Genomic DNA, 21,076 nt, shown 5'->3' on the forward strand with positions numbered 1-21,076 from the left:
CGTGCTGCTCCCGGGGCTGCCGCGGCCCCCGCGTGCCCTCCACCGCATCGCCGACGCCTTCCTGCACGAGTTGCGGGCCTACGGCCGCCTCACGTCCCCCGGGGACGGCCTCGGCGCCGCGTCGTGCAGCGCCTACGTCGAGCAGCGGGCCACGGTGGCCCATGGGCTCTTCACGGTTCTCGAGGGCACAGCGGGCCTGCGGTTCGCGCGCGAGGAGCGGATCCCCTTCGTCTACTGCCGCAGCGGCTGGCCCGCCGACGCGCCCCCCGCGGGGTACACCGGGGACTCGCCGGCCGTCCGGCCCGGCGTCCTGACCGCCTCACTGGCCGAGGCGTGGCTGAACCGTGCGGCCGGCAACGGCCTCGCCCGCGTCGTCAAGGGGGCCCTGTGGCAGCTGCGGCACGCCGGTCTGCACGGCGCGCTCGCGTTCGTCCTCGACCTGCACGGGTCCGGATTCGTGACCGGTGGTGACCTGGGCCGGGCTCTTCATCTGCTGGTACGGGGCCGGTCGCAGGTCTCCTCCGACGAGGAGGCGGTGACCGCCTTCCTCGGCGAGCGGGACGCCGACGCCGCCTCCTGGCCCGGACTGGCCCTGCAGACCGGCTGGATCGGCCCGGACACGCCCCCCGTGGACGCGGACGTCATCGACGCGTTGCTCGCGCGTGGCGTCACGGAGATCGACCGGGTGCGGGGAGCCGCCGACTTCGACGACTGGCACATCGGTCACGTACAGCTGTACGACCTGCTGTCGACGATCAAGGGCCTGGCCGAAGCCTGGTGCGGACCCGGCCGGCTCCCCCTGGCCTGGCGGGCCAAGCTGAAGCAGTGGGAGGAGATGACGTGCGACTCGATGGGGGTCATCGGGCTGGCCTGCGACCACACCGCTCCGATCCCCTCCTGGGACGGCACCGAGGCCTCGTACATGAACACGATCCGCGAGCAGTACGAGGCCTGTGCAGGCCCGCACTGGCGCAGCCGCTTCTGCCGGGAAAGGCTCCTCGTACCGGACCGGTTGCGTCCGCTGGTGCTCGGACCCGCCGGTGCGGCGGACATCCCCGGGGAGTGGCGGGGGCTCAGCCGCCGGACCATCCGGCCCTGGATGGCCGCCTTCCGGGGCGCGGTACGCCCGGACCGGTGGCGTGCGGTGCCCTGCCCGCCCGCGCGCCTGGCGGACCACCCGGACGTGCGGGCCGCCTTCGGCAGGCTCGGCGTCGTCGACCGGGCCGAGCAGCTGCGCCTGATCCGCACACACCTGTTCAACGGACTGACCGGGGAAGACGCGCCGGCCCACACCCCGGGGCCTGGCGGAGAGGAGGAGGAAGCCGCCTTCTCCGTCTTCCGCATCGACCTCCTGGCGCTGCTGCCTCCCACGTCGGAACGGGTGCGGACGGGGGAGGTCCTCCTGGACGGCCTGCTGCGTGCGCAGCACGACTTCGTGGACGAGGAATGGCGGGGGCGTCCGGAGCCCGAGTCGTTTCTGCGGATGTACCCGTACGCGGTGCCGGTCCTGCACCTGGCTGTCGCCGAACGGCTGGACCGCGGTGAGACCGAGCGGGCGCTGGACGGGCTCGTGGACCACCTGGTGCTGGAGCCGACGCTGGGCGTGGCGTGGCAGGCCATGTCCGCCCTCCTGGGAAGGCTCGGCCACGAGCAGGAAGCTCGGGCGGCCGGCATGTGTGCGCTGGTCCTCACCTGAGCACGTCCGGGGAACACCGCGCGCGTGCGCCGCGTTGATCCCGTGCGGCAGGAAGGGAGGCCCAGGCAGTGCACGGTGAGTACAAGGTGCCCGGCGGCAAGCTCGTCGTCGTGGACGTGGACGTCGAGGGCGGCGTGCTGCGGCACGTGCGCGTGGCGGGCGACTTCTTCCTGGAGCCGGACGAGGCGCTGGACGCGGTGAACCGGGCCCTGGAGGGCGCCCCGGCGGACACCGAAGCGGCGGGGCTGGCCGCGCGGATCGACGCGGCGCTGCCCAGGGGCACGGTGATGTACGGCCTGACCCCGGAGGGTGTCGGGGTCGCGGTGCGCCGGGCGCTCGCGCACGCCACGGACTGGACGGATTACGACTGGCAGCTGATCCACGAGGGCCCGCAGCCGCCGGCCCTGCACATGGCACTGGACGAGGTGCTGACGGCCGAGGTCGCCGCGGGCCGGCGCCCGCCGACGCTGCGGGTGTGGGAGTGGGGTGCCCCGGCGGTGATCATCGGCAGCTTCCAGTCGCTGCGCAACGAGGTGGACCCGGAGGGCGCCGCCCGGCACGGCATCGAGGTGGTGCGGCGGATCTCCGGCGGCGGCGCGATGTTCGTGGAGCCCGGCAACACGATCACCTACTCGCTGTCGGTGCCCGAGTCCCTGGTGCAGGGCCTGTCCTTCCAGGACAGCTACGCCTACCTGGACGACTGGGTGCTGGGCGCCCTCGGCGACATGGGCATCCAGGCCTGGTACCAGCCGCTGAACGACATCGCCACCGACCAGGGCAAGATCGCGGGCGCGGCGCAGAAACGGCTCGTGGGGCCGGACGGGGGCCCGGGTGCCGTGCTGCACCACGTGACGATGTCGTACGACATCGACGCCGGCAAGATGGTCGAGGTGCTGCGGATCGGGCGGGAGAAGCTGTCCGGCAAGGGCACGAGCAGCGCCAGGAAGCGGGTCGATCCGCTGCGGCGGCAGACGGGGCTGCCGCGCGAGGCCGTCATCGAGCGGATGATCGAGTCGTTCCGGGGCCGGTACGGCCTCGTGGGCGGCGAGGTGACCGCGGACGAGCTGGCGCGTGCGCGGGAGCTGGCGCGGACGAAGTTCGGGTCCCCGGAGTGGACGGCACGCATCCCCTGACCGGACATAAGGGGATATACAACACGGTGTTGGTGAGCCTGAGTTACCGGCCGGGCACGTAGCGAGTTGGCACTTCCGCCACACAGGCCGGCATGTGACACTGTCGTCCCCGTCCACCATGCGGACCCCTCCGCACCACCTCCCCCACGAGAAGTGCGCTGTGCGTTCCCTTCCTCTGCCGCTCGCCCTCACCGCGCGTCTGACCCCGGTGGTGGTGCTCGCGTGCGCCGGCTGGGTGCTGTCGTCCGGCCCCGCCGCCACGTCCTCCGCCGCCGCCGGGCACCAGGCGCCCCGGAAGACGCCCGCCGGTTCCTCCTCCTCCGCCGCCGCCCCCTCGGCCGGCGGGGCGTCCAAGACCTATACCGGTGCGCCCGCCCCCTGCGGCAGCGTGCCCGCGTCCACCGTCAAGTCCCTGGTGCCGGGCGCGAAGACGGCGGGCAAGGAGATCCCGTCGACGGACACCGCGCTGCGCCGCACCTGCTCCTGGAACGCGCTCCAGGGCTACGACTACCGATGGCTCGACGTGTCCTTCGAGATCAGCGCGTCGGACCAGGAGGCCCGGAAGCAGTACGAGGCCCGGGTCGGCGAGAAGAGCGGCGGCGGTGCCGTGCCCGGTCTCGGTGACAGCGCCTACTCCGTCGTGAACCTCACCACGGAGGACAAGCAGCAGACCCGTGAGGGCACGGTGCTGGCCCGTGTCGCCAACGCCCTGGTCGTCGTCACGTACAACGGCAGCGACTTCGAGAGCAAGAAGGCCCCCGGCGCCGACGAGATCAACAAGGGGGCCATCAAGGCGGCGAAGGCCGCGGTCGCCGCGCTGGCGGGCGGCAAGGGCTGACCCGCGCGGGCCGCCGGCGGGGTCAGACCGCGCGCCGGTGCCCGCCCGAGGCCAGTGTCAGGGCCAGGTAGAGCACCAGGGAGGTGCCGAGGCCCACCGCCCAGCCGTAGTCGGCGAGGGGGGACAGCGCCGGGACGGGACGGCCGTCGATCAGGGGCTCGAAGCTGGCGCCGCCGACCGCGAGGACGCCGCCCACCAGGAACGCGACGACCGCCCGCCAGTTCCAGCCGCCCGCGTACCAGTACCGGCCGCCCGCGCGGTACAGGTCGGCGAGGTCCAGGCGGGTGCGGCGCAGGAGCCAGTAGTCGGCGACGAGGATGCCCGCGACCGTGCCGAGCAGGCCGCCGACCAGGCCGAGCCAGGTGAAGATGTAGCCCTGCGGGTCGGAGTACAGCTTCCAGGGGAAGATCAGCACGGCGAGCACCGCCGTGATCAGCGCGCCGGTGCGGAAACTGACCTTCCGCGGCGCCACGTTGGAGAAGTCGAAGGCCGGGGAGACCAGGTTGGCCGCGATGTTCACGGAGAGGGTCGCCACCAGCACGGTGACCAGGGCGTAGAGCAGACCGACCACGTTGTCGGTCTTGGCGGCGAGCTGCACCGGGTCCCAGACCGGCCGGCCGTACACCGCCTGGGAACCGGAGGTGACCAGCACCGAGAGGAACGCGAACAGGGTCATCGTCGTGGGCAGGCCGAGGGCCTGGCCCCAGGTCTGGGCTCTCTGGCTCCTGCCGTAGCGGGTGAAGTCCGGGATGTTCAGCGACAGCGTGGACCAGAAGCCGATCATGCCCATGAGGGAGGGCCAGAACAGCTTCCAGAAGCCGCCGCCCCAGCCGAGCCGCGACGGCTGGTCGAAGAGCCGGCCGACGCCGCCGGCCTTGTCGCTCATCCACCACAGCATCACGAACGCGCCGACGAGTACGAAGGGCGCCGCCCAGTTCTCGAAGCGGCGGATGGTCTCCATGCCCCGGTAGATGATCGCGACCTGGATGACCCAGAAGATCGCGAAGGACAGCCACATGGTCCAGGCGTAGCCGCCGATGTGCGCGGCGTTCGACCAGCTGTCGCCGATCAGTTTCCCGGCGAGGAAGTAGATCGCCTCGCCGCCGATCCAGGTCTGGATGCCGAACCAGCCGCACGCCACCAACGCCCGTACCACGGCGGGCAGGTTGGCGCCGCGCACGCCGAAGGAGGCTCGGGCGAAGACCGGGAAGGGGATGCCGTACTTGGGACCCGCGTGCCCGGTGAGGAGCATCGGCACCAGCACGATCAGGTTGGCGAGGGCGATGGTGAACACGGCCTGCTTCCAGTCCATGCCCACCGCGATCAGCCCGGAGGCCAGCGTCCACGACGCGGTGTTGTGGGCCATGCCGACCCACAGTGCCGAGAAGTTGTACGTGGTCCAGGTCCGTTTCGCGGCGGGGACCGGGAGCAGGTCCTCGTTGGCGTAGGGGCCGCTGGGCGGCGGGGTGCCGGGAGCGAGTTCCACGCGCCCGTCGTTGAGGGTGACTTGGCCGGACATCGGTATGGCCGTGGGAGCGGTGTCGGTCATGGGCTGGCCAATCGGGGAGAGGCGGGCAGGGCACCAGCCCCCTCCCCGGGGACGGCGGGGAGGGGAGACCAGGAGGGGCGTGGGGGGCTCGGACCCGGCGGCCCGGGTCAGGAGTTGACGGCGGGGATGACCTGCCGGCCGTAGGCGTCGATGGTGGCTTCCTGGGCGTCGTGCATGTCGTACACGGCGAACTGGTCGACGCCCAGGGCGCGGAGTGCGGTCAGCTTCTCGATGTGCTTCTCGACGGGCCCGATCAGACAGAACCGGTCCACGATCTCGTCGGGCACGAACCGGGTGTCCGGGTTGCCGCTGCGCCCGTGGTGGGCGTAGTCGTAGCCCTGCCGGGCCTGGATGTAGTCGGTGAGTTCCGCGGGGACCCGGGCGGAGTGCTCACCGTACTTGGCGACCAGGTCGGCGACGTGGTTGCCGACCATGCCGCCGAACCAGCGGCACTGCTCGCGGGCGTGGGCGAGGGCCTCGGGCGAGTCGTCCTCGGTGACGTAGGCGGGGGCCGCCACACAGACGGTGACCTCGGACGGGTCGCGTCCGGCGGCGACGGCCGCGTCCTTGACGGCCTTCACCATGTATTCGGTCAGGTACAGGTCGGCCAGCTGGAGGATGAACCCGTCGGCCTCCTCGCCGGTCATCTTCAGCGCCTTCGGGCCGTACGCGGCCATCCAGACCGGGAGTTCGGCGCCCTCCTCGATCCACGGGAAGCGGATCTTCGTACCGCCGAGGTCGGCCTCCTCGCCGCGGCCGAGGGCGCGGATGACCTTCATGGCCTCGCTGATCCGGGCGAGGGTGTTGGGTTTGCGCCCCGCGACGCGCATGGCGGAGTCGCCGCGGCCGATACCGCAGACGGTGCGGTTGCCGAACATGGCGTTGAGGGTGGCGAAGGTGGAGGCGGTGACCTCCCAGGTGCGGGTGCCCGGGTTGGTGACCATCGGGCCGACCTTCAGCGTGGACGTGTTGGCGAGGATCTGGCTGTAGATCACGAACGGCTCCTGCCACAGCACGGCGGAGTCGAACGTCCAGCCGTAGCCGAAGCCGTTGCGTTCGGCCCGTTTCATCAGGCTGATGACGCGGGAGGCCGGCGGGTCGGTCTGCAGGACGAGTCCGAAGTCCATGGGGGCCGCTCCTAATCGAGGTACTGGCAGGTGGAGCGCGGGGTCCAGACGCCGTGGCCGGCGCGTCCGGTGTACTCCCGCCGGTCGATGACGGGCACGCCGCGCGAGAGGACCGTCTCGACCCGGCCGGTGGTGCGCTTGCCCTCGTACGCCGAGTAGTCGACGTTCATGTGGTGCGTCTCGGCGGACATCACCTGCTCGGCGTGCGGGTCGTAGACGACGACGTCCGCGTCGGCGCCGGGGGTGATGGTGCCCTTCTTCGGATACATGCCGAACATCCGCGCCGGGGTGGCGCAGGCGATCTCGATCCAGCGGCGGCGCGAGATGTGCCCGTCGACCACGGCCTGGTGAAGCAGGTCCATGCGGTTCTCCACCCCGGGCAGGCCGTTGGGGATCTTGGAGAAGTCGCCGCGGCCCAGCTCCTTCTGGCCGGTGAAGCAGAACGGGCAGTGGTCGGTGGAGACCACCTGGAGGTCGTTGGTGCGCAGCCCCTGCCACAGCCGGGCTTGGTGTTCCCTCGGCCTGAGCGGTGTGCTGCAGACGTACTTGGCGCCCTCGAAGCCGGGTTCGGCGAGGTTGTCGGTGGACAGGAACAGGTACTGCGGGCAGGTCTCGCCGAAGACGGGGCGCCCCTCGTCCCGGGCGCGCGCCAGTTCGGCCACCGCCTCCATGGCCGAGACGTGGACGACGTACAGCGGGGCCCCGGCGACCTGGGCGAGCCGGATGGCGCGGTGGGTGGCCTCGGCCTCCAGCAGGGCCTTGCGGACCTCGCCGTGGTGGCGGGGGTCGGTCTCGCCGCGGGCCAGCGCCTGCTCGACCAGTACGTCGATCGCGATGCCGTTCTCGGCGTGCATCATGATCAGTCCGCCGTTCTCGGCGGAGCGCTGCATGGCGCGCAGGATCTGGCCGTCGTCGGAGTAGAAGACGCCCGGGTAGGCCATGAACTGCTTGAAGGACGTCACGCCCTCCTCGACCAGCAGGTCCATCTCCTTGAGCGTCTCGTCGTTGACGTCGGAGACGATCATGTGGAAGGCGTAGTCGATCGCGCAGTTGCCCTCGGCCTTGGCGTGCCAGGTGTCCAGGCCCTCCCGCAGGGTGCGGCCGACGCTCTGCACGGCGAAGTCGACGATCGTCGTCGTGCCGCCCCAGGCGGCGGCCCGGGTGCCGGTCTCGAAGGTGTCGGAGGCGAAGGTGCCGCCGAAGGGCAGCTCCATGTGGGTGTGGGCGTCGACGCCGCCCGGGATGACGTACTTCCCGGTGGCGTCGATGACGTGTTCGGCGCCGAACGCCTCGGCGGCGGGGGTGCCGGACGCCGCGAGGGCGGCGATGCGGCCGTCCTCGATCAGGACGTCGGCGTGGATCTCGTCCGACGCGGTGATGACGAGACCACCGCGGATCACTGTTCGGCGGCTCATGGGGCCCTCTCCTTCGTGGTCGTCTGCGGGTGCGTTGTGACTGGTCGCGCAGTTCCCCGCGTCCCTGCCGGCACGGGTGCGAACGGAGTCGTCAGGGCGCCGTCAGCGGTCCGTAGGCCCCCGGCGCGCGGTCGCGGTAGAACTGCCAGCGGTCGCGGACCTCCCTCAGCTTGGCCAGGTCCAGGTCCCGGACCACCAGTTCGGTCTCCTTGTCGCTCGCGACCTCTCCTACGAACTGGGCCTCGGGGTCCACGAAGTAGGTCGTGCCGTAGAAGTCGTTGTCGCCCAGGTCCTCCACGCCGACCCGGTTGATCGCGCCGACGAAGTACTCGTTGGCGACGGCCGCCGCCGGCTGCTCCAGCTGCCACAGGTAGCGGGAGAGGCCGCGGGAGGTGGCGGAGGGGTTGAAGACGATCTCGGCGCCGGCGAGGCCCAGCGCCCGCCAGCCCTCCGGGAAGTGGCGGTCGTAGCAGATGTAGACGCCGATCCGCCCGGCGGCGGTGTCGAAGACGGGCCAGCCGCTGTTGCCCGGGCGGAAGTAGAACTTCTCCCAGAATCCCTGCACTTGGGGGATGTGGGTCTTGCGGTACTTGCCGAGGTAGGAGCCGTCGGCGTCGATCACGGCCGCGGTGTTGTACAGGACGCCCGGCTGTTCCTCCTCGTACATCGGCAGGACCAGGACGATGCCCAGCTCGCGGGCGAGGGCCTGGAAGCGGCGCACGGTCGGGCCCTCGGGGATCCGCTCGGCGTACTCGTAGAAGGCCTTGTCCTGGACCTGGCAGAAGTAGGGGCCGTAGAACAGCTCCTGGAAGCACAGGACTCGGGCGCCCTGCGCGGCGGCGTCGCGGGCCGCCTGTTCGTGCACCTGGATCATGGATTCCTTGTCGCCGGTCCAGGCGGTCTGGAAGAGGGCGGCACGGATCACTCGGCTCATCGCGGCCTCCGGTAGCTCGGTGTGCGGTGAGCCTAGAAAGCCCGGGGAGCCGGTTCGACTGGCAGCGTGTCACGTCCGCGGGCGGTCGGCGTGTCACCGTGTCACGTCTTCGTCGGCCCATGTTTCACCGCCGTTTTCCCAGGTCGTGGCATGTTTCACCCCTGTTGCGCATCGTGTGCGAGGAGCGCGATGTGCACGGAGGCCGCCTGTTCGAAATCGTCCAGGTCGACACCGAGGCGGGTCTGTATGGCCTCCAGACGGCGGTACAGCGCGGGCCGGGAGACGTGGTGGAGCTGGGCCGTGCGGGACTTGTTGCGACCGGTCGCCAGATAGGTGCGCAGCACGTTCAGCAGCTCCGGTTCCGCCTCCCGCAGCAGCCCGTCCAGCTCCCGCTCGGCGAAGGACTGCACCTGCGGGTCGTCGCGCAGCAGGCGGATCAGCCCGCGCAGGTGCACGTCCTTGAGGCGGACGACGGCCGGCAGGTCGAGCACGGCGGCGCTGTCGGCGACCGCGTCGGCGACGTGCCGGGCCTCGCGCAGCCCGGCGGGCACGTCGTCCCAGGCGGTACGCGGACCGGCGGTGGCGACCACCGCGCCCTCCGCTGCGCCACCCGTGCGCAGCCGGGCCGCGAAGTGCGCGGTGAGCGCCTCGGCCTGCTGGTCCCGGGCGAGGCTGAGCAGGACGGCCAGCACCCCGTCGGCCAGCTCGGCGACCAGTCCGGGCAGCCCCAGCACCCGTAGCAGCCGCTCCACCTGGACCGGATCCCCGCCCGGTACGACGAGCGGCACGAAGGTCCGCCGGTTGACGGGCAGTCCGGCGGCCCGGGCCCGCGGCAGCAGTTGCCGGGCGGGCACTACCCCGGAGACGAGGTCGGTCAGCAGGCTCTGCGCGGACTGTTCCTCCCAGCTGTGCACGGAGGTGCCGCCGAGCATGCGGTGCAGCACCAGCGCCTCGGCGGCCCGGTCGGCGAGCAGTTGTCCGGTGGCGCTGTCGCCCCGGTGGCCGCACAGCAGCAGCCGTCCCCAGCGCTCCCCGCGGCCGCCCAGTTCGGCCTGGATCCAGCCGTCGCCGGCGGTGCCTCCCCCAGTGCCTGAACGGCCTGGCAGGTACCCCCATGCCTGCCGGGCGATCCGCTCCCAGTCGCGCAGCACGTCGTCCACGGCGGACCGCTCCCCCGCCGTGCCGAGGACCCGGTGGGCGAGGTTGGTGACGACGACCGGGCAGCCGCTGTGCCGGGCGATCTCGTCGAGCAGCCGTTGCAGCGGCGCTCCGGACGTGATGAGGCCGGTGAGGTCGGTCCGTACGCTCTCCGACAGGCTGATCGCGGCGAACTTCCGCCGCACCAGCCGGGACTGCACCTCCTCCGTCAGCTCCGCGAAGGGGAACGGCCGGTGCAGCACCACCATGGGCAGCCCGCACCGCTCGGCGGCCCGCCGCATCACCTCGGGCGTGGTGGGAAAGGCCCGCCCGAGGCCGAGGACGACGGCCGCGGCCTCAGCGCGGTGCAGGGAGCGGACGTACTCGGCCTGCGCGGCCTCGTCACCGGCGAGCAGCACCCCGGTGGTGAGGACCATCTCGCCGCCGCTGAGCATCACTCCGACGTCGGCGGCCTCGGCGACGTGCACCCAGCGCACCGGCCGGTCGAGCTGTCCGGCGCCGGCCACCACCTCCGGCTCCCCGGCGAGCACGCGCTCCAGGGTGAGCACCTGGCGCACGGAGAGGGCGGGCTCGGGGGGCTGCCACCCGGTGTGCCGGGACGCGGAGGTGGTGGTCATGGCCGTACACCTGTTCTCTCGTGCCTGCTCGCCCACGTGTGGTGCGGGTGCCTCAGCCGGTCGGATAGGTGGTGCGCAGGGCGTGTTCCAGGATCGCCGCGCCCTCCTCGGCCTCGGCGACGGTCAGCGACAGCGGCGGGGCGATCCGCAGCGCACTGGTGTCGTGTCCGCCGCCCTTGCCGATGAGCAGTCCGCCCTCCCGGGCCCTCTCCAGGACGGCGGCGGCGCCCCGCGGATCCGCCTCGTCGGTGCCGGGCCTGACCAGCTCGATACCGATCATCAGCCCGCGGCCGCGCACCTCGCGTACGCCGGGCAGCTGGGCGCCGACGGCCCGGAGCCGCTCGATGAGGAGCCCGCCCACGCGCCGGGCGTTGCCCTGGAGGTCGTGTTCCAGGAGGTAGTTGAGGTTGGCGAGGCCGCCGGCCATGGTGAGCTGGGTGCCGCCGAAGGTGGAGATGCTGTTGGCGTCCAGGCAGTTCATGATCTCGGCGCGGGCGATGACCCCGCCGATGGACAGCCCGTTGCCGATGCCCTTGGCGAAGGTGACGAGGTCCGGCGGGCCGCTGCGGGCGTGCGCCTGCCAGCCCCAGAAGTGCTCGCCGGTACGGCCCCATCCGGTCTGCACCTCGTCGGCGATCCACAGGATCCCGTGCTCCTGGAGCACTTCACGGAAGGCCGCGTAGAGCCCGTCCGGCGGGCCGGTGAAGCCGCCGACGCCCTGGACGGGTTCGGCGATCAGCGCGGCGGGTGGCCGGGTGTGGCCGAGGACGTCCCTCAGGTCGGCGACGCAGGCGTCGATGAAGGCGCGGTCGTCCAGATGGGCGTAGGGCCCGCGGGTGCGCACGCCCCCGTGGACGTACAGGGTCTGCAAGGGGGACAGCGAGGTCGGGGACCAGCCGCGGTTGCCGGTGATGCCGACGGTGCTGAAGGACCGGCCGTGGTAGCTGTTGCGCATGGCCAGGACGGTGTTGCTGCGCCGGTGGGCGGTGGCGAGCAGCAAGGCGGTGTCGTTGGCCTCGGTCCCCGAGGTCGTGAAGAACACCCGGGCGTCGGGGATGCCGCTCAGCTGGGCGATGCGTTCGGCGAGTTCGACCATGGGCCGGTTGAGGTAGAGGGTCGAGGAGTGAATGATGCGGCCGGCCTGCTCGCTGACCGCCTTGGTCACCTCGGGCAGCGCGTGCGCGGTCATCGTGGTCAGGATGCCGCCGAAGAAGTCGAGGTATCTGCGTCCGGCCGAGTCCCAGACGTGCCGTCCCTCGCCGTGGGTGATCTCCAGGGGGGCGTCGTAGTAGAGGGCGAGCCAGTCGGGCAGGACCCTGCGGTGGCGGGAGTAGAGGTCGTTCACGGCTGGACCAGCCCTTCGTAGGCGTCGGGACGGCGGTCACGGTAGAAGGCCCACTGCTGCCGCACCTCCGCGATGAGGTCGAAGTCGAGGTCGCGGACGAGGAGTTCCTCCGCCGTGTCGCCGGCGGTCTCCCCGACGAACTGCCCGCGCGGGTCGACGAAGTAGGACGTCCCGTAGAAGTCGTTGTCTCCGTACTCCTCCTGTCCCACCCGGTTGATGGCGGCGACGAAGTACTCGTTGGCGACGGCCGCGGCCGGCTGCTCCAGCTGCCACAGGTAGGCGGACAGGCCCCGGTGGGTGGCGGACGGGTTGTAGACCAACTGGGCGCCGTTCAGCCCGAGTTGGCGCCAGCCCTCGGGGAAGTGCCGGTCGTAGCAGATGTAGACGCCGACCTTGCCGACGGCGGTGTCGAACACGGGCCAGCCGAGGTTGCCGGGCTTGAAGTAGTACTTCTCCCAGAAGCCCTTGACCTGCGGGATGTGGTGCTTGCGGTACTTGCCGAGGTAGGAGCCGTCGGCGTCGATCACGGCGGCGGTGTTGTAGTAGAAGCCGGACTGCTCGACCTCGAAGACCGGTACGACGATCACCATGCCGGTCTCGCGGGCGAGGTCCCGCATCCGGCGGACGGTGGGACCCTCGGGCACCGGTTCCGCCCAGCGGTAGTGCTCCGGCTCCTGGACCTGACAGAAGTAGGGGGCGTTGAAGACCTCCTGGAACCCGATGATCTTCGCTCCCCGGCGGGCCGCCTCGCGGGCGTGCTCCTCGTGTTTCGCCACCATGGACTCGGTGTCGCCGGTCCAGGTGGCCTGGACCAGAGCGGCGCGGACGACGTTGGCCATGAGCTGCTCCTTCGACGGGACGTCAGAGCCTCTACGCACGTAGAAACGGCCCGTAGAGGCACGAACGTAAGCCTCCCCGAGGCCCTTGCCAAGACCATCGTCGTCAACCCGCGGAGTCGATCACGTTTCACACTCCTGCGGGTGACCGGATCTACCGGGCATGAGGACAGAACGGGGCATTGCGCGACCATTCCGACCTGCTGCGGTCACGTGGCGTGTCCGGCGACGCGCAGTGCGTGCAGGAGGTCCCAGTGCCGCTCGGCGGAGACGGCGAGCGCCGCCTCCAGCAGCAGCGGGACGAGGCGCCGGGGCCCGGCGGCGGCACAGCGGGCCGCCTCCTCGGCCGTGCGCACGCGCACGCAGGCGTCCAGCAGGGCGCGCACCTCCCGGTGCCGGCCCGCGCCGTCCAGATGGAGCAGGGCCGCGCCGATCTGTTCGGCCGGGCGCGCCACGCCCTGCCGCAGCAGCTGCCGTCCGTCGCCGTCCCGTCCGGCCGCGGCGAGCGCGTCGGCGGTCTCGACCAGCCGTTCGGCGGGCAGTGAGGCGGCCTCCCAGAGCAGTGTGGCCCAGTCGGCGCCGAGTCCGGCCCGGTGCAGGGCGTCCGCGAGCGGCGGCAGCCGGCCGGCGGGCCACCGGGCGGCCTCGACCAGTAGCACGTGCGCCTCCCCGGTACGACCCTCGGACCGCAGCCGCGCCAGCCGTTCCACGACCAGGCCGACCTCCTCGCGGACCGCCGCGTCGGCCACCCGGTCGCCGGACGCCCCCGCCTCCCGGGCCACCTGCCGGGGCGGCTCCCCGGCTCCGGCGAACCTGGCTCCGCGCGGCGTCCCGCGCCCGTCGGCCGCTGGGGCGACGGCGGCCGCGGGTGCCTGCGGTGCGACGGCCGGCCCCGCCCCGTCCTCGTCGGCCAGCCCTGCGAACCGGGCACTGCCGCGGCGGCGCCTGCGGGGTGCGGCGGGCGCGGCGGCGGGCGGGCGCGCACCGGAATCGTCCTGGGGGGCCCGGGCACTCTCCCGCCCCCTCTCCGACGCCGCGAGTCTCGCCCGGAGTTCGGCGCAGCGCGCGGCGGCCCGCCGGTGGTCGTCGTCGGCCCAGGCGAGGTCGAGGCGCAGCGCCTCGGCCTCCTCGGCGGAGGCCGGTGCGGACAGCAGGCGGCTCAGCTCGGCATGGCGTTCCGCGGCGCCGCGCAGCTCCCGGAGCATGTCCTCGAGCCGGCCGGCCAGGGCGTCCCGGGCACCGGGCCGGGCGTCGCAGGCGGTGAGCGCGGCGGCGTGCAGTGCGCGGGCCCTTTCCCGTTCGGCGGACGCGGCGGCGGGACCGTACACCCCGGCCAGGTCCTCCAGCAGGGCCTCCAGGACGTCCCATGGCGGCACCTCACGCCCGTCCAGACAGGCCCGCATGCCGTCGGGGTCGCGTCGCCAGAAGACCCCGCTCCAGCCGGCGCCCTGGTCGAGGCGGGCCAGGAGGCCGTCCAGGTAGCTCGCGAACTCCCCCATACCTCCGGAGAGTTGATGCTCCGCCATCGTCCAGCTCCCACCCGGCCGCCAGCACTTCGCCAGCCAGGCAACACCAGTTGTGTTACGGGACTGCTACGGAGAGTTTTCCGGCAGGGCGCGGGCAGCGCACCAAGGAGGCTCGGGGCAGCGGCCGGCGACCGCCCCTCGGGCGCGTCAGGCGGCCACCAGTGCGCACCGCGTGACCAGTTCGTCCATCGACAGGCCGAGGACCCCGGCGAGGGCGGCCACCGTGAAGAACGCCGGTGTCGGCGCGCGCCCCGTCTCGATCTTGCGGAGCGTCTCGGCCGAGACGCCCGCCTCGGCGGCGACATCGGCCATGCTCCGGCCGCCGCGCGCCTCGCGCAGCAGCCGCCCGAGCCGCTCGCCGCGTTCACGCTCTTCGGGGGTGAGGGGGGTGCGCACCATGCCCCCATTCTGCCTGCCGGGCGCGCCCATTCAAATACCGGTATAGTAATTGGCATGGTGGAACTGAAGACGGACACGTCGATCGACGCGATGCACGCGGCGGGCCAGGTGGTCGGCCGGGCCCTGACGGCCGTGCGGCGGGCCGCACGCGTCGGTGTCTCGCTGCTGGAGCTGGACGAGGTCGCCCGGGAGGTGCTGCGCGAGGCGGGCGCCTCCTCACCGTTCCTCGGCTACCGGCCCTCCTTCGCCCCGACGCCCTTCCCGGCGGTGATCTGCGCCTCGGTGAACGACGCGATCGTGCACGGCATCCCGGACCGCTACCGGCTGCGCGACGGCGACCTGCTCTCCGTCGACTGCGGCGCGGAGCTGGACGGGTGGGTCGGCGACTCGGCGATCAGCTTCGTGGTGGGCCTGCCGCGCCCGGCCGACGTCCGGCTGATCGAGACGGCCGAGCGGGCCCTGGCCGCGGGCATCGAGGCGGCCGTGCCCGGCAACCGCATGGGCGACATCGCACACGCCATCGGCCGGATCTGCCGTACGGCGGGCTACGGCATCCCGCAGGGCTTCGGCGGCCACGGCATCGGCCGCCGCATGCACGAGGAACCCGAGGTGCCGAACGAGGGCCGCCCCGGCCGCGGCTTCCCGCTGCGCCCCGGCACGGTCATCGCCATCGAGCCCATGCTGATCGCGAGCGGCGACGACGCGTACCACGAGGCGGGCGACGGCTGGACGCTGCGGACGAACGACGGCTCCCGGGCGGCCCACGTGGAACACACGGTGGCGATCACGGAGAGCGGTCCCCGGATCCTGACGGCACGGGAATCCGGCTGAGGCGGGCGGAGAACGGCCGCCGCGCCCTGACGGCACGCGGAGAGCGGTCCCCGGATCCTGGCGGCGGGGACGTCCCGTCGCGGCGCGCCGGGGGCAGCGCGACGGGCCGCGACGCGCCGGCGGCCGTCGCGGCACCGGCACACCGGCCCCGGTGGGCGAACATGCCCGCCCCCACGGATCGTGACATCGTGGGCATGAGCAACCCGCCCCCGGGTTACCCGGCCGCTCCGCACGTCGCCAGCGAAGGAACGGAACGCCATGACCGACGGCTACCCTCCTGACCCCTTCGGTGAATACCTGGCCCGCTTCTTCGGCGGAGCCGTGGGCGGAACCGGCCGGCCCCGTCACATCGACATCGGCCGCCTGCTCAGCCAGCCGGCCCGGGAGCTGGTCAGAGGAGCCGCCCAGTACGCCGCCGAGCACGGCAGCCGGGACCTGGACACCCAGCACCTGCTGCGGGCGGCGGTGTCCGCCGAGCCCACCCGGAGTCTGCTCAGCCGGGCGGGCGCGGATCCCGACTCGCTCGCGACGGAGATCGACGACCGGGCCGGCCCTATCCAGCACCCGCCGGGCGAGGTGCCCCCGCCGACCTCGCTGTCGCTGACCCCGGCGGTCAAGCGGGCGCTGCTGGACGCTCACGACATGGCGCGGGCGAGCGGCGCCGGGTACATCGGCCCCGAGCATGTGCTGAGCGCGCTGGCCTCAAACCCCGACTCGGCGGCCGGGCACATCCTGAACGCGGCCCGCTTCTCGCCGGGTGCCCTGCCGCCCGAGGCCCCGGAGAGCACGCAGCCGCGCCCGGAGCGGCAGCGGCCGACCGGTACGCCGACCCTGGACAAGTACGGCCGCGATCTGACCGAACTGGCCCGGGAGGGCCGGATCGACCCGGTCATCGGCCGGGACACGGAGATCGAGCAGACCATCGAGGTGCTGTCGCGGCGCGGCAAGAACAACCCGGTGCTCATCGGTGACGCGGGCGTCGGCAAGACGGCGATCGTGGAGGGCCTGGCCGAGCGGATCGTCGACGGGGACGTCCCGGACATCCTGGCGGGACGCCGGGTCGTGGCCCTGGACCTCACCGGGGTCGTGGCCGGCACCCGCTACCGGGGCGACTTCGAGGAGCGGCTGAACAACATCGTGGAGGAGATCCGCGCCCACTCCGACCGGCTGATCGTGTTCATCGACGAGCTGCACACCGTCGTCGGGGCGGGTACCGGCGGCGAGGGCGGCGCGATGGACGCCGGGAACATCCTCAAGCCCGCCCTCGCCCGCGGCGAGCTGCACATCGTGGGCGCGACCACGCTGGAGGAGTTCCGCCGGATCGAGAAGGACGCGGCGCTGGCCCGCCGGTTCCAGCCGATCCTCGTGCCCGAGCCGACCGTCGAGGACACGATCGAGATCCTGCGCGGGCTGCGCGACCGGTACGAGGCCCACCACCAGGTCCAGTACACCGACGAGGCACTGGTCGCCGCCGTCGAGCTGTCGGACCGGTACCTCACCGACCGGCGGCTGCCGGACAAGGCGATCGACCTGATCGACCAGGCCGGCGCACGGGTCCGGCTCGGTGCCCGGACGAAGGGCACGGACGTGCGCGCGATGGAGCGCGAGGTCGAGCAGCTGGCCCGGGACAAGGACCAGGCGGTCGCGGACGAGGACTACGAGCAGGCCAAGCAGCTGCGCGACCGGATCGCCGAGCTGAAGGAGCGCATCGCGCAGGCCAGCGACGACGACAAGGCCGACGAGGGGCAGCTGGAGGTGACCGCCGAGGCCATCGCCGAGGTGGTGTCCCGGCAGACCGGCATCCCGGTCAGCCGGCTGACCCAGGAGGAGAAGGAACGGCTGCTCGGCCTGGAGGGGCACCTGCACCAGCGGGTGGTCGGCCAGGAGGAGGCCGTCGCCGTGGTCTCCGAGGCGGTGCTGCGCTCCCGCGCCGGGCTCGCGAACCCCCACCGGCCGATCGGCAGCTTCCTCTTCCTCGGGCCGACCGGCGTCGGCAAGACCGAGCTGGCCCGGGCCCTGGCGGAGGCGTTGTTCGGCAGCGAGGACCGCATGGTCCGCCTGGACATGAGCGAGTACCAGGAGCGGCACACCGTCTCCCGGCTGGTCGGCGCCCCGCCCGGCTACGTCGGTCACGAGGAGGCCGGACAGCTCACCGAGGTGGTGCGCAGGCACCCGTACTCGCTGCTCCTGCTCGACGAGGTGGAGAAGGCCCACCCGGACGTGTTCAACATCCTGCTGCAGGTCCTGGACGACGGCCGGCTCACCGACTCCCAGGGCCGGACCGTGGACTTCACCAACACGGTGATCGTGATGACCAGCAACCTGGGCTCCGAGGCGATCACCCGGCGCGGCGCCGGCATCGGTTTCGGGCCGGGCGGTGCGGATGCCGACGAGGAGGCCCGGCGGGAGCAGATCCTCAGGCCGCTGCGCGAGCACTTCCGGCCGGAGTTCCTCAACCGCATCGACGAGATCGTGATCTTCCGCCAGCTCACCGGTGAGCAACTGCGGCAGATCACCGATCTGTTGCTGGAGAGCACCCGGCGGCTGCTGGACGGGCAGGGCGTCCGGGTCGAGTTCACGAGCGCGGCCGTCGACTGGCTCGCCGAGCGCGGCTACCAGCCGGAGTACGGCGCCCGGCCGCTGCGCCGCACCATCCAGCGGGAGGTCGACAACCAGCTGTCCCGGCTGCTGCTGAACGGCACGATCGGCGCGGGCAGCCGGGTGACGGTGGACGCGAAGGACGGGCGGCTGGACTTCCGCGTCGAGGAAGCCCGGCCGCCCGCGCCGGAGTTGTGACGCCGAACCGGTCAGCACGGTGCCCGGACGGTCCACCACGGTGCCCGGACGGTCCGTCCGGGTGCCGGAACCCACAGGCCACCGTGCACCCGGGGTGCACCCGTCGCCGTGCACCCGGGGTGCACCCGGGGCTCCGGTCTTCCGCTACGGTGCCGGATCCACCACCATCGCCGAGCCGCCGCCGCGTCGTACCTTCTCGGCGGCGGCCAGCCACCTGCCGTCGGGGAGCCGCTGCACGCCGGTGGCCGCGCCGATCTCCGGGTTCTGCTTGAAACTGTGCCCGATGGCCTCCAGCCGGGCCTTCAGGTCGCTGTCGTAGAGGGCCGGTTCGAGTTCGGTCTGGGCCGCGTTGCGCTGGCTGGCGCGGGGTGCGGCGATCGCGTCGACCAGCGGCTGGTGCCGGTCCAGGAAGCCGGTGAGCGTCTGCAGCACGGTGGTGATGATGGTCGCTCCGCCGGGCGAACCGAGGGCCACGACCGGCTTGCCGTGCTTGTCCAGGACGATCGTCGGCGAGATCGAGGAGCGCGGGCGCTTGCCCGGGCCCGGCAGGTTCGGGTCGTGCACCGCCGGGTTGGCGGGGGCGAAGGAGAAGTCGGTCAGCTCGTTGTTGAGCAGGAAGCCGCGGCCCGGCACGGTGATGCCGCTGCCGCCGGTCTGCTCGATGGTGAGCGTGTACGCGACGACGTTGCCCCACTTGTCGGCCACGGTGAGGTGGGTGGTGTTCTCGCCCTCGTACGTCGTCGGGGCCGCGGTGCCGCCGTGGCGGCAGGCCGCCGGGTGGCGCGGGTCGCCGGGTGCGAGCGGGCTGCCGAGAACCGCGTCGTCCTTGATCAGGCAGGCCCGCGAGTCGGCGTACCGCTGCGACAGCAGCTGCCTGGCCGGTACGTCCTCGAAGGCGGGGTCGCCGACCCAGCGCCCGCGGTCCGCGAAGGCGATGCGGCTGGCCTCGATGAAGCGGTGCAGGTACTGCACCTCGCTCGCCCTCGAGAGGTCCGTCCCCTCCAGGATGTTGAGGGCCTCACCGACGGTCGTGCCGCCGGAGGAGGACGGCGCGATGGAGTACACGTCCAGGCCGCGGTACGCGGTCCTGGTGGGCGCCTGCAGCTTGGCGCGGTAGACGGCGAGGTCCTTCTCGGCGAGTTTGCCGGGGCGGGCGTTCCAGCCGGAGGCCGGGTCCACGGGCGGGTGCTCGACCGTCTCGACGATGTCGTCGCCGATGTCGCCCCGGTAGAGCGCGCTGGTGCCCTTGCGGCCCAGCTCCTCGTAGGTGCGGGCGAGTTCGGGGTTCTTCAGCGTCGAGCCGACGACGGGGAGCTTGCCGCCCGGCAGGAACAGCTTCGCGGTGTCCGGGAAGTAGCGGAACCGGGTCTCGTTGGACGCGGTCTGCGCGCGGAAGGTGTCGTCCACCGTGAAGCCGTCGCGGGCGATCCGCTCTGCCGGCTTCAGGACCGTACCGAGCCGCTTGCTGCCCCACTCGTCCAGCACCGTCTGCCAGGTGGCGGGCGTGCCCGGGGTGCCGACGCTCAGGCCGCTGCTGACGGCGTCGGCGAAGGCGAGCGGCTTGCCGTTCTCCGTGAACAGGTCGGAGTCCGCGCTGAGCGGTGCGGTCTCGCGGCCGTCGACGGTGTGCACCGTGCGGGACTTGGCGTCGTAGTAGACGAAGTAGCCGCCTCCGCCGATGCCGGCCGAGTAGGGCTCGGTGACGCCCAGGGCGGCGGCGGTGGCGACGGCCGCGTCGACCGCGTTGCCGCCGTGTTGGAGCACCTCGATGCCGGCCGCGGAGGCGTCCGCGTCGACGCTGGACACGGCGCCGCCGTAGCCGACGGCCACGGGAACCTTCGTGGGTTTCTCGCTCGTCGTCGCGGCGGGCGGCGCCGCCGCTCCCACCGACACCACTGCGGCCGAGACCGCGAGGACCGCCAGTTTCCGCGTACCAGGACGACCCATCCGAACCTCCCGTCGGGACAGTCCGCGCAGCGTAACGAGATTGCCGTACCACCGACAGTACGCCTCGGGGTCCTGCCACACGACCGTCACACCTCGAACACGGGTACGTACCGGTCGCCCCGGCCCGCTACCATGCGCGGCCATGAACGACGACGTGCGCAACATCGTCCTGGGCGTCATGGCCGCAGGCGTCTCCGCCTCGCTGGGCTGGCTCGCCCGTACGTACCTGTGGCGGCGAAGACTGCGGCGCAAGCAGGTCTTCTTCGGGCTGCCGGACCACTCCGAGTCGCTTCTGGTGGTCAACCGCAACGCGGGCGGGCCCGAGTTGTCGGTGATGCGGCACGACGTGTTCGCCCTGCTGGAGCTGTCCGCCCTCATCAAGGACTGCAACGCGCACGCGCAGGTCGTGGCGCACGACGCCACCCAGCAGGGGTTCGGCGAACGCACGGAGTTCTGCCTCGGCGGTCCCGCCTCGAACCGCCGGATGGCGGCGCACCTCTCCTCCCTGCTGCCGGGTGTCCGGATCAACGTCGAGGCCGAGGCGGGACCGGAGCTGGGTGCCTTCCGGATCGGCGGGAACGACTACCGCATGGACGGCGGCAAGAGCGAGTACGTGCTGCTCGCCCGGCTCACCGCGGGCGGGCGGCACGACGCCCGCCCGGTGTTCCTCTTCTGCGGCCAGCGGGCCATCACCAACCAGGCCGCCACCCGCTACCTCGCCCGGCACCACGAGCGGCTTGCCCGCAAGCACGGGAACGGCTCCTTCGTCCTGCTGCTGAAGGTGGTCAACTCGCAGGCGTACGGGCCCGACGTGGTCGAGCTGGTCGCGGACGTCACGCGGGCGGCACAGACGCCGCTGCCGGAACCGGCCGCCGCGGCGGCAGACTGACGGTTCAACAGTCTCCGCGATCAACAATCTTTACCCGTAC

16 protein-coding genes are annotated in these 21,076 nt (G+C 72.4%); 6 read left to right on the plus strand and 10 right to left on the minus strand.

Annotation, left to right across the window (positions count from 1 at the left end; genetic code table 11):
- Window position 1 precedes the first annotated feature (1 nt).
- The 3 genes from JK359_RS18490 to JK359_RS18500 all read left to right on the plus strand — a co-directional run bounded on the left by JK359_RS18490 (window position 2) and on the right by JK359_RS18500 (window position 3,667).
- A complete protein-coding gene (locus tag JK359_RS18490) occupies window positions 2-1,696 on the plus strand; it encodes a hypothetical protein (protein ID WP_201836912.1) in 1,695 nt (564 codons plus the stop codon).
- Between the two features lie 68 nt (window positions 1,697-1,764).
- Window positions 1,765-2,829 carry a lipoate-protein ligase LplAB gene (lplAB, locus tag JK359_RS39895; protein WP_201836914.1) on the plus strand — a complete coding sequence of 355 codons (1,065 nt, stop codon included), beginning with the start codon at window positions 1,765-1,767 and terminating at the stop codon, window positions 2,827-2,829.
- Between the two features lie 160 nt (window positions 2,830-2,989).
- Window positions 2,990-3,667, plus strand: coding sequence for a hypothetical protein (locus JK359_RS18500; RefSeq protein ID WP_201836916.1), 678 nt, complete (start codon window positions 2,990-2,992; stop codon window positions 3,665-3,667).
- 22 nt (window positions 3,668-3,689) lie between these two features.
- On the opposite strand, the gene JK359_RS18505 is transcribed toward JK359_RS18500, so the two are convergent.
- The 9 genes from JK359_RS18505 to JK359_RS18545 form a co-directional block, all read right to left on the minus strand.
- Complete coding sequence (locus JK359_RS18505) at window positions 3,690-5,216, minus strand: NCS1 family nucleobase:cation symporter-1 (protein WP_201836918.1); 1,527 nt, start codon at window positions 5,214-5,216, stop codon at window positions 3,690-3,692.
- Window positions 5,217-5,323: 107 nt separating this feature from the next.
- Window positions 5,324-6,343: a TIGR03842 family LLM class F420-dependent oxidoreductase gene (locus JK359_RS18510; RefSeq protein ID WP_201836920.1), complete on the minus strand. Its 1,020-nt coding sequence runs from the start codon at window positions 6,341-6,343 to the stop codon at window positions 5,324-5,326.
- A gap of 11 nt (window positions 6,344-6,354) precedes the next feature.
- Window positions 6,355-7,758: a dihydropyrimidinase gene (gene hydA / locus JK359_RS18515; RefSeq protein WP_201836921.1), complete on the minus strand. Its 1,404-nt coding sequence runs from the start codon at window positions 7,756-7,758 to the stop codon at window positions 6,355-6,357.
- A 91-nt stretch (window positions 7,759-7,849) separates the two neighbouring features.
- A complete protein-coding gene (locus JK359_RS18520; protein ID WP_201836922.1) occupies window positions 7,850-8,692 on the minus strand; it encodes a nitrilase-related carbon-nitrogen hydrolase in 843 nt (280 codons plus the stop codon).
- A gap of 155 nt (window positions 8,693-8,847) precedes the next feature.
- Window positions 8,848-10,467, minus strand: a complete 1,620-nt coding sequence (locus JK359_RS18525; protein ID WP_201836923.1) for a PucR family transcriptional regulator — start codon at window positions 10,465-10,467, stop codon at window positions 8,848-8,850.
- Between the two features lie 52 nt (window positions 10,468-10,519).
- On the minus strand, window positions 10,520-11,812 hold the full coding sequence (locus tag JK359_RS18530) for an aspartate aminotransferase family protein (RefSeq protein WP_201836924.1): 1,293 nt from the start codon (window positions 11,810-11,812) through the stop codon (window positions 10,520-10,522).
- Window positions 11,809-12,651 carry a nitrilase-related carbon-nitrogen hydrolase gene (locus JK359_RS18535; RefSeq protein WP_201836925.1) on the minus strand — a complete coding sequence of 281 codons (843 nt, stop codon included), beginning with the start codon at window positions 12,649-12,651 and terminating at the stop codon, window positions 11,809-11,811. Before JK359_RS18535 ends, JK359_RS18530 begins: the two co-directional genes overlap by 4 nt.
- Window positions 12,652-12,857: 206 nt before the next feature.
- The gene (locus JK359_RS18540) at window positions 12,858-14,147 is read right to left on the minus strand and encodes a hypothetical protein (RefSeq protein WP_236678056.1); all 1,290 of its coding nucleotides are present in this window, start codon (window positions 14,145-14,147) and stop codon (window positions 12,858-12,860) included.
- A gap of 174 nt (window positions 14,148-14,321) precedes the next feature.
- Window positions 14,322-14,573 carry a helix-turn-helix domain-containing protein gene (locus JK359_RS18545; RefSeq protein ID WP_201836927.1) on the minus strand — a complete coding sequence of 84 codons (252 nt, stop codon included), beginning with the start codon at window positions 14,571-14,573 and terminating at the stop codon, window positions 14,322-14,324.
- A gap of 54 nt (window positions 14,574-14,627) precedes the next feature.
- On the opposite strand from JK359_RS18545, the gene map reads away from it, so the two are divergent.
- Window positions 14,628-15,404, plus strand: a complete 777-nt coding sequence (gene map / locus JK359_RS18550; RefSeq protein ID WP_201836928.1) for a type I methionyl aminopeptidase — start codon at window positions 14,628-14,630, stop codon at window positions 15,402-15,404.
- Between the two features lie 258 nt (window positions 15,405-15,662).
- Complete coding sequence (locus JK359_RS18555) at window positions 15,663-18,200, plus strand: ATP-dependent Clp protease ATP-binding subunit (protein WP_201836930.1); 2,538 nt, start codon at window positions 15,663-15,665, stop codon at window positions 18,198-18,200.
- Window positions 18,201-18,344: 144 nt separating this feature from the next.
- Here the strand turns inward: JK359_RS18555 and ggt are convergent, their stop codons facing one another.
- The gene (gene ggt, locus JK359_RS18560; protein WP_201836932.1) at window positions 18,345-20,147 is read right to left on the minus strand and encodes a gamma-glutamyltransferase; all 1,803 of its coding nucleotides are present in this window, start codon (window positions 20,145-20,147) and stop codon (window positions 18,345-18,347) included.
- Window positions 20,148-20,289: 142 nt separating this feature from the next.
- On the opposite strand from ggt, the gene JK359_RS18565 reads away from it, so the two are divergent.
- Window positions 20,290-21,036 carry a hypothetical protein gene (locus tag JK359_RS18565; RefSeq protein WP_201836934.1) on the plus strand — a complete coding sequence of 249 codons (747 nt, stop codon included), beginning with the start codon at window positions 20,290-20,292 and terminating at the stop codon, window positions 21,034-21,036.
- The last annotated feature ends 40 nt before the right edge of the window (window positions 21,037-21,076 follow it).

Source organism: Streptomyces actinomycinicus, from assembly GCF_016741775.1.
GTDB classification, from domain to species: domain Bacteria; phylum Actinomycetota; class Actinomycetes; order Streptomycetales; family Streptomycetaceae; genus Streptomyces; species Streptomyces actinomycinicus.

What these genes read in the sequence shown, in the direction of transcription:
- JK359_RS18505 (WP_201836918.1), bottom strand. Translation starts at nt 5,216, where the DNA reads ATGACCGACACCGCTCCCACGGCCATACCGATGTCCGGCCAAGTCACC.
- JK359_RS18555 (WP_201836930.1), top strand. Translation starts at nt 15,663, where the DNA reads ATGACCGACGGCTACCCTCCTGACCCCTTCGGTGAATACCTGGCCCGC.
- ggt (WP_201836932.1), bottom strand. Translation starts at nt 20,147, where the DNA reads ATGGGTCGTCCTGGTACGCGGAAACTGGCGGTCCTCGCGGTCTCGGCC.
- JK359_RS18565 (WP_201836934.1), top strand. Translation starts at nt 20,290, where the DNA reads ATGAACGACGACGTGCGCAACATCGTCCTGGGCGTCATGGCCGCAGGC.
- JK359_RS18540 (WP_236678056.1), bottom strand. Translation starts at nt 14,147, where the DNA reads ATGGGGGAGTTCGCGAGCTACCTGGACGGCCTCCTGGCCCGCCTCGAC.
- hydA (WP_201836921.1), bottom strand. Translation starts at nt 7,758, where the DNA reads ATGAGCCGCCGAACAGTGATCCGCGGTGGTCTCGTCATCACCGCGTCG.
- JK359_RS18545 (WP_201836927.1), bottom strand. Translation starts at nt 14,573, where the DNA reads ATGGTGCGCACCCCCCTCACCCCCGAAGAGCGTGAACGCGGCGAGCGG.
- JK359_RS18520 (WP_201836922.1), bottom strand. Translation starts at nt 8,692, where the DNA reads ATGAGCCGAGTGATCCGTGCCGCCCTCTTCCAGACCGCCTGGACCGGC.
- JK359_RS18525 (WP_201836923.1), bottom strand. Translation starts at nt 10,467, where the DNA reads ATGACCACCACCTCCGCGTCCCGGCACACCGGGTGGCAGCCCCCCGAG.
- JK359_RS18510 (WP_201836920.1), bottom strand. Translation starts at nt 6,343, where the DNA reads ATGGACTTCGGACTCGTCCTGCAGACCGACCCGCCGGCCTCCCGCGTC.
- map (WP_201836928.1), top strand. Translation starts at nt 14,628, where the DNA reads ATGGTGGAACTGAAGACGGACACGTCGATCGACGCGATGCACGCGGCG.
- JK359_RS18535 (WP_201836925.1), bottom strand. Translation starts at nt 12,651, where the DNA reads ATGGCCAACGTCGTCCGCGCCGCTCTGGTCCAGGCCACCTGGACCGGC.